The following is a 16755-nucleotide window of genomic DNA, read 5'->3' on the forward strand; positions in this document are numbered from 1 at the left end:
CGGGGCGCCGGTTTTTGTTATGAGAGTTATGAGTGGAGTGACAGCTCGCGGCAGATCAGGGCAAAGAGGTGCCCCTTGTCGTGAGCCGGGTTAAGGGTGAGTAGCTCTTGCAAGGTCTGTTCACAACCATCCCGCTGACCCAGCCCCAACAGGCCGAGCGCCCGGACCAGCAGACAGTGCTGGCGATGTTTGTGTTGCGGGTCGTCATCCAGCACGATGAGATCCGGCAGTGAGACGGCGAAGAAGTCCGCCTCGACCGACTCGCCCATCGCCTGCTCGGCCCAGCCGACCATCCCTTCAAAGAGACGCTGCGCCTCCGCAACCCGACCAAGACGTGCCAGCGCCATACCCTGGTAGAAGAGATAATCCACCGGCTGATCGTTGTAGTAGCGGCTGGCCCCCAGCGAACCCTGACCCAGACAGGCCTGTTGCAGGCACTGGGCCGCCAGACTCTGGTTGTCACAGGCCAGATGGCAGAGCGCCAACAGGTAATGGATATCGTTGTCGGTCTGTCCTACCAGACGCCCCTCCCCCAGATTGAGGGGGTAGTGAAACGCCTGTTGCAGCAACGGAATAGCCTGCTCGTGGCGTCCCTGAATCATCAACGCCAACGCCCGGCGCTGCTGATTGATGAGGTACTGACCGGTCACCTTGCCCTCGCCCCCCTCCCAGGGGTGGAATTCGCGCAGCCGCAAGATCTCGGCCGCCGCATCCAGCTGGCCGGTGATGTGATAGAGGCTGAGCAGTTCGGCGGTCAGGTCGTCGCGCTTGAGGGCGACCGCACGGTGCGCCTCCAGCAGGGCCAACCGCTCGGCGAGTGCCATGGCACAACGTTTGTGCAGTTGATCCAGTTCAAACAGCAAACGGGCATCATCCGGCTTGAGGGAAAAGGCTCGGCTTAGACACTGCTCGGCCGCCACCGGATCGCCGCTCTTGTTGAAGTGATAGATGCCAAGGTTGCGCCATGCCGGGGCAAACCCGGGCGCCTGCTCGCACACCTGCTGCCACAGTGCGATAGCTTGCGAGTAGCTGCGCTTGCTGTAGTGGAAGCAGCCCAGCAGATAGCTGGCAAACCAGCTGTGTGGCAGTTGCGCCAGCATGGCCACCTCGCCAAGGGTATTGGGGAAGCGCACCTTGCAGCTAAAGGCCTGCTCGGCCCGTTGCTGCAGGGCATCCTGCGCCTCACCTTCCGGCAACAATGCAGCCTGGAACAGCAGCGGCAGGGTCTCCTCCACCTGCAGTGTTGAGAGCAGTTGCTGCGCCAGCTCGGGGCGTCCCAGCGCCAGCAGATTGCTCGCCAAGAAGCAGAGATTCACCCCGCGCCCGTTGCACAGGGTACGCAGCACCTCGAGATCGGTCGGCTGCTCGCTTGCCAACCAGCGCAAAAAGGCCAGCTGATAGTGAAGCGGATAACGGACACGCTGCTCGTCGATATAGGCGATGGCCGCCTCCTGCTCACCAGACTCCAGCAGCGCCAACCCTTTGAGGGCGATGGCGCCGTAGTGGGTACCGTTGACCGCGAGGCTGCGCTCGACAAATTGCAGCGCCTGCGAGGCATCGCGCCGTACCATGGCGATGCGGGCCAACCCGAGGAAGCCACTGTCGCGGCAGTTACCGCTCCAGGTCGCCTTGTAGAAGTCATCGAAAGCGGCATCGAACTGCCCCAGACGCTCTTCGATGTTGCCGCGCAGCAAACTCGCCTTGCCACACTGGGGGTTCTTGTTGAGGCGATGGGCGCGGGTCAGCGCCTGATTGACGTAGACCAGCGCCTGCTCATAGTTGGCGCGGTTGTACTCCAGAGTCGCCAGCGCCAGGTTGCAGCGATAGTCGCCACCATCCAGCTCCAGAGCCCGCAGGTAGTAATCAAAGGGCGAGCGGCTGGCGTGCAGATACTGCTCAAGATGCTGGCCGATGAAGTAGAGCTCGTCGATTGAGTCGAGATTGACGGCCGGCTCCGGTGCCGTGGCCGGATCCGGCAGGGCTTCGCCCGCAGGCTGATGTTCGAGATAGCTCAGGATCGACTGGCCCTGCTCATCCAGCAGGCGTACCTGCAAACGCCCCTCGCTGGTGATGGCCTGCGGCTCAAGCCAGGCCTGACCCGGTTGCAGATCCAGCGTCTGGGTGAACAGCACGCCACTCTCGTCACTCACTTCGAAACGGGCGTGGCTCAGCGGCGCGATCGCGTAGGCACCGCACAGCAGGCCGTCGTCGCTGCGCTCCAGCTTGATGGCGGCGCGGGTATTGGCATTTTGCAGGGTGCCCAGGGTGTTGTAGGGCAGGAAGTTCTGCACAAACACCTTCTCCTCCCCCGCATCCAGCCAGGTAAAGTCGGGCTGGTTGTCGGTGTAAACCCCGGTCATCAGCTCGATGTAGGGGCCGTTGTCGTCGGTCAGGTTGCGATCCCAGGCCAGACCGAAGTCGCAGTTGCCCCAGCTCCACTGCTTCTTGCCCGGCGAAACGTGGTGATCCGCCACGTGCAACAGGCCGCCCTGCTCATCATGGCAGTAGGCACCGACAAAGTCGTAGTCAGACTTGTCCGCCATATAGGAGGTGGGTACCGGAATATTGCGGTAACGGGAGATATCGACCCCGGCGGAGTAGTCCACCTTGTAGTAGGTGCCGCGGGCGATGGGGAAGGCACTGACGTCGCGCTTGCCGTGGTCATAGACGGCGGTCACATCGGGCGGGAAGACGCTCTGGTGGGCATCGCCCCCTTTCACCGCCGGGTTGGACCACCAGAGGAAGTGGCGCGGCGTGTCGTTGCCGTTGAACACCTTGCCAGTGATCTCGATGAGCGCCTTGTCGGGATAGAGGGTAAAGCCCGCCATCACCTGCAGACCACGCATCGGCTCCACCTCGCCGAGCCAGACGGTTTTGGCGCCGCCCTCCAGCTCCGCAATGGTGAAATCCACCGGCATAAAGGTGGTGGGCCTGTGGTGCTGGGGCCAGTTGAACTCGATGCCGCCGGAGATCCAGGGTCCCACCAGCCCCACCAGCGCCGGTTTGATCACCTCGTTGTAATAGACGAAGTCGCGATTCATCACCTTGTCGTAGGCACGGTGGAGACGCCCACCCAACTCCGGCAGCAGCATCACCTTGATAAAGTCGTTCTCCAGCCAAACCGCCTGATAGGACTTCATCTGCTTCTGGCCGGTGAGGGTGTCGATCACCCCATAGGGATAGACAGCCCCCGAGGAGCCCTGATAGACCCGCTTCTCGAGAAACATGGGGTTGGGATCTTCGGCGCCTACCTCGTAGGTCGGCAGTGAGATGGTCTCTACCCAGACCTTGACATCAGCTCTCATTAATCTCGCCTCACTCAACATTTGTTAGTAAAGTTTTCAGTTAGACCAGATTAGAATGGTTAAACCTACATTAATTGCTGAAAGATCACGCAATACAGTAAGCGGAGTTTAGTGAAGCGATGAGCATAGGGTTGAACAACCAGAAGGTCCGCCACCACAACAAGCAGGTGCTGCTTGCCCTGCTCTATCAGTTAAAAGAGGCGAGCAAGTCCACCCTGGCGCGCCACTGCGAACTCTCCATTCCTGCGGTCAGCAAGATCCTTGACGAGTTGGTGGCCGATGGCGCCATCAGCCACAGCGATCAGAACCTCTCCCAGCGCGGCATCAATGGCGGCAGCTACCGCATTGCCAGCGGCCAGGGGGCCATTCTTTGCCTCAATATCAGTCCCACCCATCTGGAGAGCATCCTGGTGGATAACCTGATCACCCCGCTGGATGAGTTCAGCGACCAGAAGGTTGCCCCGCAAACCCCCGATGAACTGCTGCATCTGATTGAAGCGCACTACTACCAACACAAGCGCCGCCACAAGGGACTGGCGATCCGGCTGGCCTTGGCGGTACACGGTCAGGTCAACCCGGCGACCGGGGTATCGCAAACCATGCCGCAAGCACCCTGGCATGCGCCGGTCGAGCTCAAGTACCTGCTGGAGGAGCGGCTAGGTTGCGAGGTGATGGTGGATAACGACTGCATCATGCTGGCGCTGGCCCAGAAGTGGCAGGACCGGGAAGGGAACGGGGATTTTTGCGTCATCAACGTCGATTACGGTATCGGCTCGGCCTTTATCATCAACGACCAGATCTACCGGGGCGCCCTGTTTGGCAGCGGCCAGATAGGGCACACCATCATCAATCCGGACGGCAGCGCCTGTGCATGCGGCCGCTATGGCTGCCTGGAGACAGTCGCCTCGTTGTTTGCCATCAAGAAACGGGCCCGGGTCTTTCTCAAACAACAAGCCAGTGCCGACAACCCAGCGCAGACGGGTGTAGAGCTGGATACCGCCCAACTGCTCACGCTCTACCATCAGGGGGATGCCATGATCCGCGCCCTGGTGGACGAAGGGGCCCGCGCCATTGGCCTGAGCCTCTACAACTTCCTCAATATCCTCAACATCAACCGCATCTGGCTCTATGGCCGCAGCTGCCACTTTGGTGAAACCTGGCTGCAAACCATCGTCAGTCAGACCGGCGCCAACCCGTTCGACTGCAGCGATGCGGTCAACGCCACCCATATCCGTTTCGGCCAGCTCAGCCGCGCCCAGCAGGTGATGGGGATTGGCTATCTCTATGTGGAGCGAGCCTTGGCAAAGGCCATGTAAAAAAGGGCAGGTTTCACGAATGAAACCTGCCCTTGCTACCTGGTGCCGATAAGGGGAATCGAACTCCTGACCTTCGCATTACGAAGTCAATAAACTCACGTTTAATCCTGTCTTGATAAATCCAACAAAAAAATTCATTTACATTAAATTCAATTAGTTAAATACACATCAAATTCACTCTTGTCCAACGACATACAACCCTATACGATGCCAAATGTGGTACCCCGTGTGGTACCCCAATACGAGGTTTTAGGATGATTTCTCAAGATCGACAAGTCGCGGCAGCAGAGCTTAAAGAAGGTGCAACCGCAACCCGATTTGCTATCAGCTCTAAACATGGTAACGGGTTATCACTCGAGGTTCGTGCCGGTAAGCAAAAGCGCTTCGTGTATCGATTTAGGCTACTTGGCAAACAACAAACGATGGTCCTTGGGCTATACCCTGCGATGGGACTAGCTCAAGCTCGTGAGCGACATTGTGTTGCGGTGGGGCAAGTCAAACAGGGCATCGATCCCCGTCAGGTTGTTGCAGAAGCTAAACAAAAGAACGAACAGATGCTCGTGCTTGATGAACTGTTTGAGCAATGGCTTAGCCACAAAGCCAGCGTAAAACGCCGTGATGGCGTTCGATCAGAGATTAGCCTTCGAACCGTCACTGATTATCGTCGAATCTACCAAACACACTTGCAAAAGGTCCTTGGTAAATATCGAGTTTGCGATATCACCATGGCCGTCCTCCACCAACACTATCAGAAGCTACAGAAGGTCTCTCTGGAAGGGCTTCGCAAAGCAATGGGGATAATGAACCAGGTGATGGAGGAGGCTATGCGACGACAGCTTATCGAGATGAGCCCCACGTTGGCACTCAAACCCAAAGTGTACAATGCGACCCCCAATCCACCTCGAGAGCGTTGGCTACCAATCTCTGAATTACGAGCCTTGTGGCATGCATTAGAAGAGGGCGTTGAAGGTGGCGGAGCGTTAACAGCTGGTGGCCGTGGCATTGCTACGACTTCTGTTCTTTCTGGAAGTGTCGCCAATGCAATTAAAATCGTCATATTGAGCGCGGTTCGTCGAGGTGAAGTGATATCAATGCAGTGGGCACACTTGGATGGTGATCGCTGGACGATCCCGGAAACCAAAAATGGGCGCCCGCATGTGGTGACCTTGTCGCCTTTGGCTCAGGAAATCATTTCAGAGCAGCGAATGATAACCTCCTCTACCAGTCCATATGTGTTCGAATCGACGACGAAGCTGGGTCATGCCATCACAGGTGACGCACTTATGCGCGCTCTTGACCGGCTACAGAAGCGTAAGCTGGCTGAACTTGAGCCTTTTAGCGTACACGACCTGCGGCGCAGTGTTGCAAACTGCTGTGGAATTGAACTTGGTGCAGGACCTCTAGAGATAGAGCATATGCTGAACCACCAGATCAGTGACAAACTCCTGCGAACTTATCAGGCGGGTGCTTTACGTAACCCTGAAAAACTGAGGAGTTTATTTCTTCGGTGGGGGGATATTGTGAAACATCAAATAGCCCAACATGAAGTAGAAAAATCACCTGATGGTATGGGGAACGTAATCCAAGGGACATTCGGTAAACGCTGAGTTTTCAGCTCAATCAGACCTAAGAAGGAAGCGGCCGATGGCCGCTTCCTTCTATGAGCCTGTTTAGCCTGATATGCTACACAGCCACCTGATTGGCATATAGCTGATGCGGCGCCTTCCCTGGCCATTAGCCTTGCCTGTCAGGTGGTCTTTTGCTGGTGCTCCTGATAGACCTTCTGCCACTTGGTATACTCAACCTTATCGCCTTTGACCTGCCAGAAAGCACAGATGCTCTCAGCGAATTCTACCGCCATGGCGTGATCTCCATCACGACGACAAATCAGATACTGGGCCAGCAAGTTTTGGTACTACTTCATGCACTCTTCCCTTTATTACTCGTCTCAGTTTCTTCTATGCCTCTTGATAGGAAAAAGTGATGCGAGCTGATCATGGTTTCAGATTGATCTTTTATTTTTGTTTGCACGCTTGGTGATGTAGTAAAAGCGGTTGAACTGACAAAATCATGCATAAAGTAAGTAAAAAAGGTGGCTACCTCTTCCGGGAATGGGCGGGCTGGAGGATAAAGGAAGGTCTTTGCCATCTTGAGTGCATTACTACCCTGCACATAAGCGATATAACCATTTGTGTTTTTCACTGCGCGTTCAACATATCTCGCTTCATCACGCACAAACTCAAGCCATCCCCAGCGCTCTTTCAGCCATGAACGCTCCTCTGCATTGGCGTTTTCCAGTCTGGCCTTGTAGTCAGCATATTGTCTGCCAAGCCATTCAACATAGATCGCCAAGTGATGAGCAAAAGCCTTGCCGGATGGCGTAGTATTTCCAGCCATCTGCATATATCTGCGGGTGTAATAGCGGACTGATTTCCCGGCAAGGTTGTCATTCATTACAAAATAGGACGCCACCTTTTCTGAGATTTCTTGCAAGTCATTAAAATTGGGGAAGGGGACCTCTCCCTTACGAGCGACACGATACATCTCATGGAGGGCCACTCGACATAGCTCGGCGCTGGGGCGCTGTTCATTGGGCAGCAAACCGCCGGTAATGTCCTCACTGATCCCCGGCAGCAGCAGTTCCCGCCACTCGGATTTTAATGTACCCAGCGGCACCACAGGCCGATAGACCCGCCGTTCATGGGCGGCGACCAGATGGAGTGCCTTTTTGACCGCCGGGTGAAGCTGCTTGCTAAAATCGATGACCTTAGGCCCGCCAATCCACTCAAGTGGCCCGGCAATCGGACGCGCTAACAAGCCAGCCAAGCTGAACGCATCCGCCATGGTATCGCCAGAGTCAAAGGAGCTGCGGCGGCTACAATCAAACAGCCCGGCAAAGGTGACCTCGATTTTGACTCCCTCATAGGAGTACGCATCCCCCTCTTTGCAGCAGACCTCTTCCAGCAGCTCATCGATAAAGCGCCGAGCCAGAATCCCCCCGAGATCGGCACCAAACACCGAGATCTGGATCAACTTGATAGGAAGTTGGTTCTTTGCTTTAACAGAGGAAAATTGCTTTTTAAAAACCTTTTTGGCGCCATCTATTCGGGCATCCACGCCGGTCATAAACTGCTCCATCACCACAGGGTTGTCACGCAGTGAGGGCAGCGCCTCCAGCGTCACCTGCTTGCCAATGCTTTTTGCGGTGTCAGTGATAACCGCCTTGGCAGTCTTGATGCTAAAGAGGTCATTCAGGTTGTGTGACAGGGTATCAAACCAATCCTTCTTATTGGCTTCATAGAGCGCATCGACCGCCGCCTCTTTGGCTTTACTGCTGGTACTGTCCAAGGAGTTATCGGACAGTGCGTTCAACTGGCTATCCATCACACTGTGAAGCCGGTCGGCGACTTGATCTTCATAAGGAGTTCCCAAGCCTGGAATATACAGCTTGGAAAAAAGGTAGCTGGAATCCAAATCCATTGACTCTTGTATCGGATATGCCCGAAACAGACGAGAGACATTAGAAAGGCGGTGCGTGTCGCTGTCCTGATTGATATTGCGGTGAATACCATCAAAGAAAAATCCGACTTGCCATGCCAAAGAACAGGTGCCGATACCGGCTTGATGAAGGCTCTTTTCTCGTGCCTCGCGGCATTGAATATCATCCATATCGAGCATCAATACTTCCTCGTCTGGTAGGTCGCGATCACATCATCAAAGGCTCCGGGGTTGGGTGACCAACGTACCTTGACTTCATTATTGGGCATGATCAAGGTGTAGAAATATTCGTCACCCGGTTTACGCTCCGGCATTGGCAGCGTCACTTTATGTTTTTCAAAACGGTAGCCCGCCTCTTTTTGAGCTTTAGTCATGTCTAACTCCCACTCAATAGTGACGGTCTTACCCGATATATCATAGGGTCCTGCGATTGCACCTCCGGCATTTAAACCATCAAAGGCAAAGGCATTCCCACCCATATTGCCGTTGACGTAGTGATAGCTGATGGGTCGCTCCATGAGATTGTTGAGCACCAGAAAGGCGCCGCCAAAGCTCTCTTTAATGAAGAAGGCCCATACCAGATAAACAACAAACAGCACACCAGCCAACCAGCGCCCCCAACGGGGCAGCAGATCCCAGGCGGCATTAAACATCCGGATTGAAAAGGAACGGCTCATTCACATCCTCTCTTGGAAAGAGTTTTTTAACGCGGTTAATGCGGGGTTACCACCTTCAAGCCAAGCAAGCCCCCATCTCAAGCGAGCTGTTGAAGGGGCGCCGAAATCATCCGCTTTCTTGAGTGCTTTCAAGGCCATATCAGTGCGAATACAGGCGGGAAATTGTTGGAAACGCACGCTACCTTGCCACATAGCGAGCAATCTTGGCACCTCAGGATCACCCAATAAAGCGGCTTGCAGCTCGTTAGTGAAGGTGATCACTCGCAACTCGGCTGACTCGGTGTTAATCGAGTGGTGAATCCATTGACCATCGCAATCGTAACACCACCAATCACTCAGCCCACCAAAGAGGGAGGCATGCCAAGGCAATTTCTGCTGTGCCAGCATGACTGGCAATGCTGCAGGGGTATAAAAACGCAGTAGTTGGCTATGCAGCCCCTTGGGCTCAACCACCATGCAGCCCATTGCCAGTTGCTGCTGGAGCTCATCCAGCGAACGCTGGCTATGGATCAATCCCAGTACCAGCCCCTGTTCCGCCATTGACTCGAGTAAAGACGTTGAGGCTTGTTGGCAGCGCCAAAGCCATGGCCCCAGGTTGATCAGTTCAAAAAGGTCTGGATGAATAAATAGCGGACGCAATAACTCACTCTCGCTAGTCAGCAAACGGTCTCGTAATTCACCTTTCAGCTCTGCGCCTTCGAACAAAACATAACAAGCATCATCAGACCACAATTTATCAGGCAGCATCATTATTCCCCCTGTACGACAGCATCACCCTGTCTCATTGCTCGAAGCATGCAAGGGATGCAGACAGGCTTTTCCATGGGAGGAAGTGTTTTCAACAAGGCTTCAGCACTCGTCTGGGTGGCGATTTGTGGCACGATAGTGACATGTTCTGGAGACGGCTCAGATGCGACAGATTTCGGTAATGAGGGGACCTGACCCGCCCACCCAGAGCCCGAGCCGGGACTACCGCCAGAGTTCATCTTGATGGTGGGACCGACCAGGGTTACGCCGCTTGGGTCAACCTTCACAAAACTACCGCCGACTTTTAGGGTCAGCTCAGAGCCTGCTTCCAGCACAATCTTGTTACCGGCCTTGATGTGAACCTCTTGGCCAGCCTCAACCAGCAGCGACTGAGCCAGCTTCTGGTGGAGGGACGCATCGACCGTGAGCGAGTAGTCCGCCTTGATGTGGTCGCGCTTCTCGCCTTCCACCGTCAGGTGGTCGTTGGCCTTGATGCGGGTCACCCGCTCGTTGTCGATATCCCGATGCTCGTCGTGCTTGATATGCCAAGCGGCATCGTTCTCAATCAGCACGTTCAGGTCTTTCTGACCGTGGATATAAATCTCTTCCTGACCTGCCTGGTCTTCGAAACGCAGCTCGTTGAAGCCCTCACCCTGGTGGGTTTCGGTTCGCAGCACGGTGCGGGTCTTGTTGGCGGGCAGCTCGTAAGGCGGCCGGTTGGTGGCGTGATAAGTGCGCCCCGTCACGATGGGCTGGTCGGGGTCACCTTCCAAAAACTCGACGATGACCTCGTGGCCGATACGCGGGATGGCCATCATGCCATATTGGCCACCGGCCCAGCCTTGGCTCACTCGCACCCAGCAGGAGCTCTGGTCGTTGCTTGAACCGTAGCGGTCCCACGGGAACTGCAGCTTCACCCGGCCATGTTCGTCGCAGTAAATCTCTTCCCCATCGGGACCCACCACGATAGCGATTTGCGGGCCATCCACCATCGGCTTGTGGGGCGCTTCCGGGCTACCGATGCGGGCCCGCCAGGTGGTGCTCGCCTTCACTACACCAAATTCGTTGTGGTAGACGGTCGGGCCGCTGCCCCCTTCCTCTTCCAGCGCCTGCGGCTGTTCGCCGGTGTGGCGGATATTGACGATTTGCCAGTCGGTGTTGAGGCTGCCGTTCGGATGTTCGGTCAATGAAAAATGCTGACCCGGCAGCAAGGCGGCGCTATTGGACTTGCCACTGCCTGCCACTGCGTCATTTCGCAATGCATCAAGGCGGTGCTGGGCAAAGGCTTTGCCGCTCGGGTCCTGCTTGAAGCGGCCCGGATAGTCGAAGTGCTGGTAGGTGTCGCGTTGATGAGAAAGCTCAGCCCCCATTTTCTTCTGGGAGAGGCCATAAGCCGGGGTCTTGAAGCTGTAGTCCTTGAGCTCTACCTCTGCGGGGCGCACTGATTCGCGGTAGTGGAACTGACGGACATAGGGGCCTTGTTCCAACGAACGGTTACCGAGATTGAAGAAGAGCTCAGGGCCTGCAGTTAACGCTGCGGCATCGTCGGCAAACACAATGCGGTGCTTGCCTGCTTCAAACTCGTGGAAGTAGAACAAGCCCTCTTCGGCGGCCAGGCGATTCACAAAATCGAGGTCGGTTTCGCGGTACTGGACGCAGTATTCGCGCTGGGCATGCTCGTTTTTCAGGGCAAACGCATAGTCGGTGATGCCGTGCTCTTGCAGCAGGATGCTGAGGATTTCATCGGGCTTTTGCGCCTGAAAGATGCGAGAGTTCTGGCGAAGACCCAATCGCCACAGAGCGGGTTTCACCTCAAGGCTGTAACGGGTGCGGCGAAAGCCGCTGTCCCCTTGGGCAAACTCGCTCACCACCCCGCACACTCTGCGCTGCAGCTCGCCGTTGTACCACACCAACAGTTCACAGGGCTGGTCCAGCACGGCACCAAAATCGATATCCGATTGCTGACTGGCTACTTCCAGGTGGAGGTTAAAGGGACGGTTTAAACCCTCATCAAGCTTGAAGCTGGCAACAACAAAGGTGCTGTCAGCCAGAGCACCAACCTTGACGGTAAATTGTAATCCTGTGCTTTGCGCCATGACTTTGCTCCTTATCCTGCTTGCCCACTGCCCGAACCAATCACCACGCCACCACAATCCACCGCTATGCCGGTGACGGCGATAGGTTTGCCGTTCACCAATACCGAGCCAACACCTCCGGCAATGCAGCGTGGGTGCTCCGGGTTGTTCGGCTTGTCATGCGGCGCTAACGGGTCACCTTGACGGGCAACAGGTTTACCATCGAGGAAAACATCAGGGCTGGCCGCTGTCACCGGGGTCGGTGGAAAGCCATCGTGGTCGGTGCCGGTGTCACCGAGCAGTGCAATGGAGGGACACATAATTCAAACCTCTTGTGTGCTTTGCCATCACTCCGCACTCGCTATACAAGACACAGGCGCCAGGACAGGGGGATGGCAAAACATAAAAGCTCCGGCAGCCAACGGCTGGCCGGAGAAAGCACGGGCTGATAGGCCGGTTGCACACCGGCCAGACAGTACAAGATTTACTACAAGGAATTCCAAAATAAGAAAGGGAGGCTTAGGCCTCGATAGGCGCACGCCAGTCGTCAGCACCAGAGGTACCGGCAACAGTGTGTTCCCAGTCAATCTTGCGGTACGCCAGAGATACCTGGATAAGCTGGGTGAAGTCAGACTTCGCCGGGTCCTGGCAGTGCGGCATCTGGCAGTCGATGTCAACGATGGTGGCATCGGTCAGCACGGTGGAGAAGAAGTGCTCCTGCTTGCCTTCAACGGAGGTGCGGTACCACTTCAGGGTCACTTTCGGCAGCATTTCACCGGAAGCCAGCGCGTTGTACATCAGCGGCACGGCTTTGTTCAGGGCAACGGTGAACTTGAACGGCTTGTGGACACGCTGACCAGCCGGTTGACCGGATTGCGGGTCGGTCGGGACAGTCACAACGTGCTGGAACTCTTGTACCAGCATCTCGTCTTCGTGACCTTGTACGAAGATGTTGCCGACGGAATCGGAGGTGAAGGCACCGGCGGTGATGTTGCCCTGGGTTTTACCTTCAATGCTGATATAACATGGAGTTGGCATGTGTATGCTCCTAAATAGGTTGGTTAAACGAGTTAGCACTCAACCAGCCTGTAGCAGTGACCATGCCACCTTTCCTATCTTTTATTTATCAACCACTTAGAGTCGAAACTCAATACCAATCATCTCATTCTGAGTAACTTTTTGCTCAAACAGGTGAAATCAACTAACAAACGTTGCATATGCAGTCCATTCACCCTAAATCAAGGCAATTTCTTGCCTAACTCAGCATCAACCACCTTCACCATCAATATTTCGAAACTGCGCTACTTCGAACAGTACGCGCCTCACTGCCCCGTATTTCGACTTAAGATCTCAATAATACTCTCGGAAGTATCTAACTCCATTAAGTTACCATCATCAATACGATCCAATGCTCGCGATTCATTCAGAGTCTTTTGACGGAGAGATGTTTGCTGTTGGCCATGGGATTTGGAAACCGGAACATCATCTAAAATTGAACCTTCGAGTTGAACATGGTTGTCAACGAGTTCAAGAGAGGGAGTATCAAGATGAGCATCAGGTTGCATAGCTTGGGGAGGGGGCAATTCATTTTCTTCATCATGATCTAGATCGATTTTTAACTGTTTTTCACTTGTTGTATGAACAGGCTCAACTACTCCAAGGTCGTTATTACTTTGAACAACTTGGGCATTATTCTTTGAATAACCAGTATAATTCCTTGTAGGTTTTACATGATTCATCTTGCTAGTTGATGAGCTCTTACGTCGATGGCTAGTTATCTCTGAACCACTTTCTATCAATACGCCAGCACCTGTACCTTGCGGGCGTGACTTTCCGAAATAATATGAGTGAGTTTCTCGGATCGCTTTCATTACTGCATCCAATCTGTTTAAGCCAAATTCAGACTCGATATCATCAAGCATTTCAAACATTTCAGAATCAATCTTTACATTAAGGACTCGGCGATCTCCTGAGTACTCCCTTTTATTAACCCTCTCTTTTAATGCACTTATGGCTCTCTCTAAAATTACATCTAAATCTGTATTTTTTGGCATGCTAGAGAGTATTGCCGCAATGAAACAGGAGTACTGTTGCTCCATCACCGCGACCTCATACATATCTTTATACCATTGTGTGCCATTATACTTTCGGAATGGAATTTTCGTCATATACTCTAAACCTTCAACCCCATAACTTGAAATGCTGCATATCTTTTTATGCTTCCCCTCTACTTTCGCCCATGCGCACTCCTCAACGGTTTTTTTAACTACAGCCTCAATAAAGGACTTTCTCGCATTTAATTCATCATCGTACTTATATGCGCCGAATATAAAAAGATCAATGAATGCCTGCAATCTATCATATGTGGTGCTAACATTTTTTGACATCAAATCATTCTTAATTAATTTTAAATAATAAGAAAGAACATGTCTTTTGTTTATGTTAACACCAAAGTCTTTAGTGAAAGATTGATTATTAATTGACGACATTAATTTTATTGCAATTGCATGATTGAAATAAATAAGCTCCTGTGATTTGAATGCTTTAGGAAGTTCAAAACTTTTGTTGAGGATCTGCTCATGGATTAAATCGACAAAGCACTTTGTGAATAATTTATTTTTTTGTGCTGGATTTTCACATGAACTATACATTTCATCAGTATAATCTGTAAACCTTGCCGACTCTACAGCATCACTATTCAACGAGTAGAGTTGCGCGTAGTAAGAATATATTTCATTTATTTGCTCAACATCAAAGCTCATACGCTTCAAAAGTTCTTGTGATGCAGTTTTTTTATTGCACCCCATATAGTACAAATAGTTGTACTGCATTGGCCAGGGTTTTGACTGTGGATAATCAGTTTCGCTATAAACTGAGAATCGATGCAGCAAATCAATTGACATCAACGCCCTATATTGATTTGTTCTTGTCGCTTCCCTTCCATCTACTTTTATACCGAGCAATTTCAAAATCGATTTTAATTCACTAAGCGGAGACACAGGCCGTAACTTCACCTCTCGATCACCAATGAATCCATTATATATAAAATTAAATGCTCGTTCATATTTCATGGCAAACCTCCAGATATAAATACAACAAAATATGCTGCCCACACTTTCCCATAAAAGACAATACAATAAAATCACAACCTAGGTGATGGTTTACCTAGGTGTGATTTATATCCACTTTTTGCTATAAAACCTGAGTAAGTGAAGCATCATAGTCTCATCAAAACCTGGTTTTTGCAGATGCCTTCACAGCCTAAAGGTGCCTCGACTTGACCACCTGCCTCATCAATCCCCCGTTGTCATTCCCTAATGGCCTTCTCGTCACACGCCCTTCTACTCTTCCTTTCTTCCTACGCAGAGCCTCTAAAGCCAGTTTTTTCTAACCTCGCTTTCCTTCTGGTGAACGAAACCCTCAACTACCAGGAGCTCACCATGAACACCGCAATCAAAGTACTTCGTATCGATGATGTTGCCCAAAAGACCGGCCTCGCTCGTTCGACTATCTATGACCGCATCAGCAAGAAATCCCCTCGCTATGATTCGTCTTTCCCTAAGCAATTTAAGATAGGCTTGGCAGCTGTCGGCTGGCTTGAGCATGAAATTGACGCTTGGTTATATGCAAAGGCATCGATGAGAGATGCTTAATTCAAGCCTGGAACGCTCCATAAGTTAATCGGCGTAGCCTTGTGGTTATCCATGTAAAAATGCTTTCTCTTCTATATATGCCACTACCAATAATTATCGAGCATTCGAGAAATCAAGCTGAATGCTATTTAAGGGGTTTATGTTATTCAAATCCAATTAACACCATTCACATTCAATTATTCATTCCCACTTAGTTTAATCAATATCATTCAATTAACCTAACCCACTATCGGTCATTCAATTAAATCAGCGTTAACTATACCAATAGGATTGGCATCCACCAATCCTATTGCCACTCTTCATTGAGGGACTACCCATGCCTACAGATATCCTAGACTTCATTAACTATCCATCATTTAGCATCCATGCTTTCCAAAAAGCCATGGATGCAGTAACCAAACACTACTATCAATACCAAGAGGCTAAAGCAGCTCATCCCTCCGTAGAGCTGTTTCTGCAATTCTTCTATCAGTACCGAGACCTGAATGTATTTGACGAGTGTTTATCTGCTGAAGCACGCAGTGAACTTTTGACTGAGCTAGAATACGTTCTAGAGGATTTCATGAGTGAACTGATGTCACCGCATCACCAGAAGCGGCTGCGCAATCTGAGACGTTCTGAGAAGCGTAATAGCGCAAGTATAAAATCGTATGTAGATGAGCTATTTGCCCAGTATGCCAAACTACTAGTTGTACGAGTAGATTTTCACTTTAGAGACTCAGTGACTATCGAAGAAGCTCAAGAGGAACGCGAGTGGTATTTACGCTCGGTTAGGCGAGAGCACAAATCACTGGTCGGTTATGTGTGGAAATTAGAATTCGGCAAGCACCGAGAATATCATTATCACATCGCCTTCTTCTTCAATGGCAATATTGTGCAGAACGATATCCGGTTAGGCCGTTTATTAGGAAGAGCTTGGAAGGCTGGTAGTTATCACAATTGTAATGCTGACAAGAAAAAGTATGAGGAATGGGGTACATGCGGTATTGGCGAGGTGCATTGGGATGATTCTAGCAAGCGAGGAAAGCTATTAGATAACGCCCTGAACTATTTGTTGAAAATGGATGAGAGGTTACTGGCTACGATGTTTGAACGTTCCCGTAGCGTGGGCAAGATGGAGGTGCCGAGCAGGAGAAGGAAAGGTGGACGACCGAGGGTTCTCAGGGCCTATCTGAAGTAGTATCTTATTGGCTCCCCTATTCCGGATCCACGAATGACTATCGAGCAACTTGCCAGATCCACACGCAGCGTCTTTGAGCAGCACTACGAGACCCTAACTGGTCTGCCCTTCTTCACCAGTTTCCCCCTGAACTGCTGTCAGGGAGACTCTGTGGTGTCTGAAGCTATATCTTACTGGGGAGATGGGCCAACTGACTGGAGATCCAGTCGTGGATATCACCGGGGGTTGCAATGACAGTCTCCAGACTGAAGCGTTTAACAAACAGGCTACTCCGGAATAAGCCTGATCCTGAGTGGTCCAGAGA

The 16755-nt window shown here is 52.2% G+C and carries 12 protein-coding genes; 4 read left to right on the forward strand and 8 right to left on the reverse strand.

From position 1 onward, the window contains the following. Window positions 1-26 precede the first annotated feature (26 nt). Window positions 27-3305, reverse strand: a complete 3279-nt coding sequence (locus ACE1BR_RS12840) for a DUF5107 domain-containing protein (protein WP_374870841.1) — start codon at window positions 3303-3305, stop codon at window positions 27-29. A 119-nt stretch (window positions 3306-3424) separates the two neighbouring features. Here ACE1BR_RS12840 and ACE1BR_RS12845 point away from each other — a divergent pair, with 119 nt between their 5' ends. Together ACE1BR_RS12845 and ACE1BR_RS12850 are read left to right on the forward strand one after the other, a co-directional pair. Then, window positions 3425-4621, forward strand: coding sequence for an ROK family protein (locus ACE1BR_RS12845; protein WP_374870843.1), 1197 nt, complete (start codon window positions 3425-3427; stop codon window positions 4619-4621). 254 nt (window positions 4622-4875) lie between these two features. Further along, window positions 4876-6228, forward strand: coding sequence for a tyrosine-type recombinase/integrase (locus tag ACE1BR_RS12850; RefSeq protein WP_374870845.1), 1353 nt, complete (start codon window positions 4876-4878; stop codon window positions 6226-6228). A 313-nt stretch (window positions 6229-6541) separates the two neighbouring features. Here ACE1BR_RS12850 and ACE1BR_RS12855 read toward each other — a convergent pair whose 3' ends face one another. The 7 genes from ACE1BR_RS12855 to ACE1BR_RS12885 all read right to left on the reverse strand — a co-directional run bounded on the left by ACE1BR_RS12855 (window position 6542) and on the right by ACE1BR_RS12885 (window position 14689). After that, window positions 6542-8299: a hypothetical protein gene (locus tag ACE1BR_RS12855; RefSeq protein ID WP_374870847.1), complete on the reverse strand. Its 1758-nt coding sequence runs from the start codon at window positions 8297-8299 to the stop codon at window positions 6542-6544. Next, on the reverse strand, window positions 8299-8796 hold the full coding sequence (locus tag ACE1BR_RS12860; protein ID WP_374870849.1) for a hypothetical protein: 498 nt from the start codon (window positions 8794-8796) through the stop codon (window positions 8299-8301). Before ACE1BR_RS12860 ends, ACE1BR_RS12855 begins: the two co-directional genes overlap by 1 nt. Then, the gene (locus tag ACE1BR_RS12865) at window positions 8797-9546 is read right to left on the reverse strand and encodes a DUF4123 domain-containing protein (protein ID WP_374870851.1); all 750 of its coding nucleotides are present in this window, start codon (window positions 9544-9546) and stop codon (window positions 8797-8799) included. Then, a complete protein-coding gene (locus ACE1BR_RS12870; protein ID WP_374870853.1) occupies window positions 9546-11639 on the reverse strand; it encodes a type VI secretion system tip protein VgrG in 2094 nt (697 codons plus the stop codon). Before ACE1BR_RS12870 ends, ACE1BR_RS12865 begins: the two co-directional genes overlap by 1 nt. 11 nt (window positions 11640-11650) lie before the next feature. Then, a complete protein-coding gene (locus tag ACE1BR_RS12875) occupies window positions 11651-11938 on the reverse strand; it encodes a type VI secretion system PAAR protein (protein WP_374870855.1) in 288 nt (95 codons plus the stop codon). Between the two features lie 199 nt (window positions 11939-12137). Next, window positions 12138-12656: a type VI secretion system effector Hcp1 gene (gene hcp1 / locus ACE1BR_RS12880; protein ID WP_100646930.1), complete on the reverse strand. Its 519-nt coding sequence runs from the start codon at window positions 12654-12656 to the stop codon at window positions 12138-12140. 284 nt (window positions 12657-12940) lie between these two features. Beyond that, window positions 12941-14689 (reverse strand): hypothetical protein, encoded by a 1749-nt coding sequence (locus tag ACE1BR_RS12885; RefSeq protein WP_374870857.1) that lies wholly within the window; start codon window positions 14687-14689, stop codon window positions 12941-12943. A gap of 369 nt (window positions 14690-15058) precedes the next feature. Here ACE1BR_RS12885 and ACE1BR_RS12890 point away from each other — a divergent pair, with 369 nt between their 5' ends. Both ACE1BR_RS12890 and ACE1BR_RS12895 read left to right on the forward strand, forming a co-directional pair. Next, window positions 15059-15271: an AlpA family phage regulatory protein gene (locus tag ACE1BR_RS12890; RefSeq protein WP_374870859.1), complete on the forward strand. Its 213-nt coding sequence runs from the start codon at window positions 15059-15061 to the stop codon at window positions 15269-15271. Window positions 15272-15587: 316 nt separating this feature from the next. Continuing rightward, entirely contained in the window at window positions 15588-16451 is an 864-nt protein-coding gene (locus tag ACE1BR_RS12895; RefSeq protein WP_374870861.1) for an inovirus-type Gp2 protein, read from the forward strand. Window positions 16452-16755: the final 304 nt, after the last annotated feature.

Source organism: Aeromonas sp. MdU4, assembly GCF_041929505.1.
Classification (GTDB): domain Bacteria; phylum Pseudomonadota; class Gammaproteobacteria; order Enterobacterales; family Aeromonadaceae; genus Aeromonas.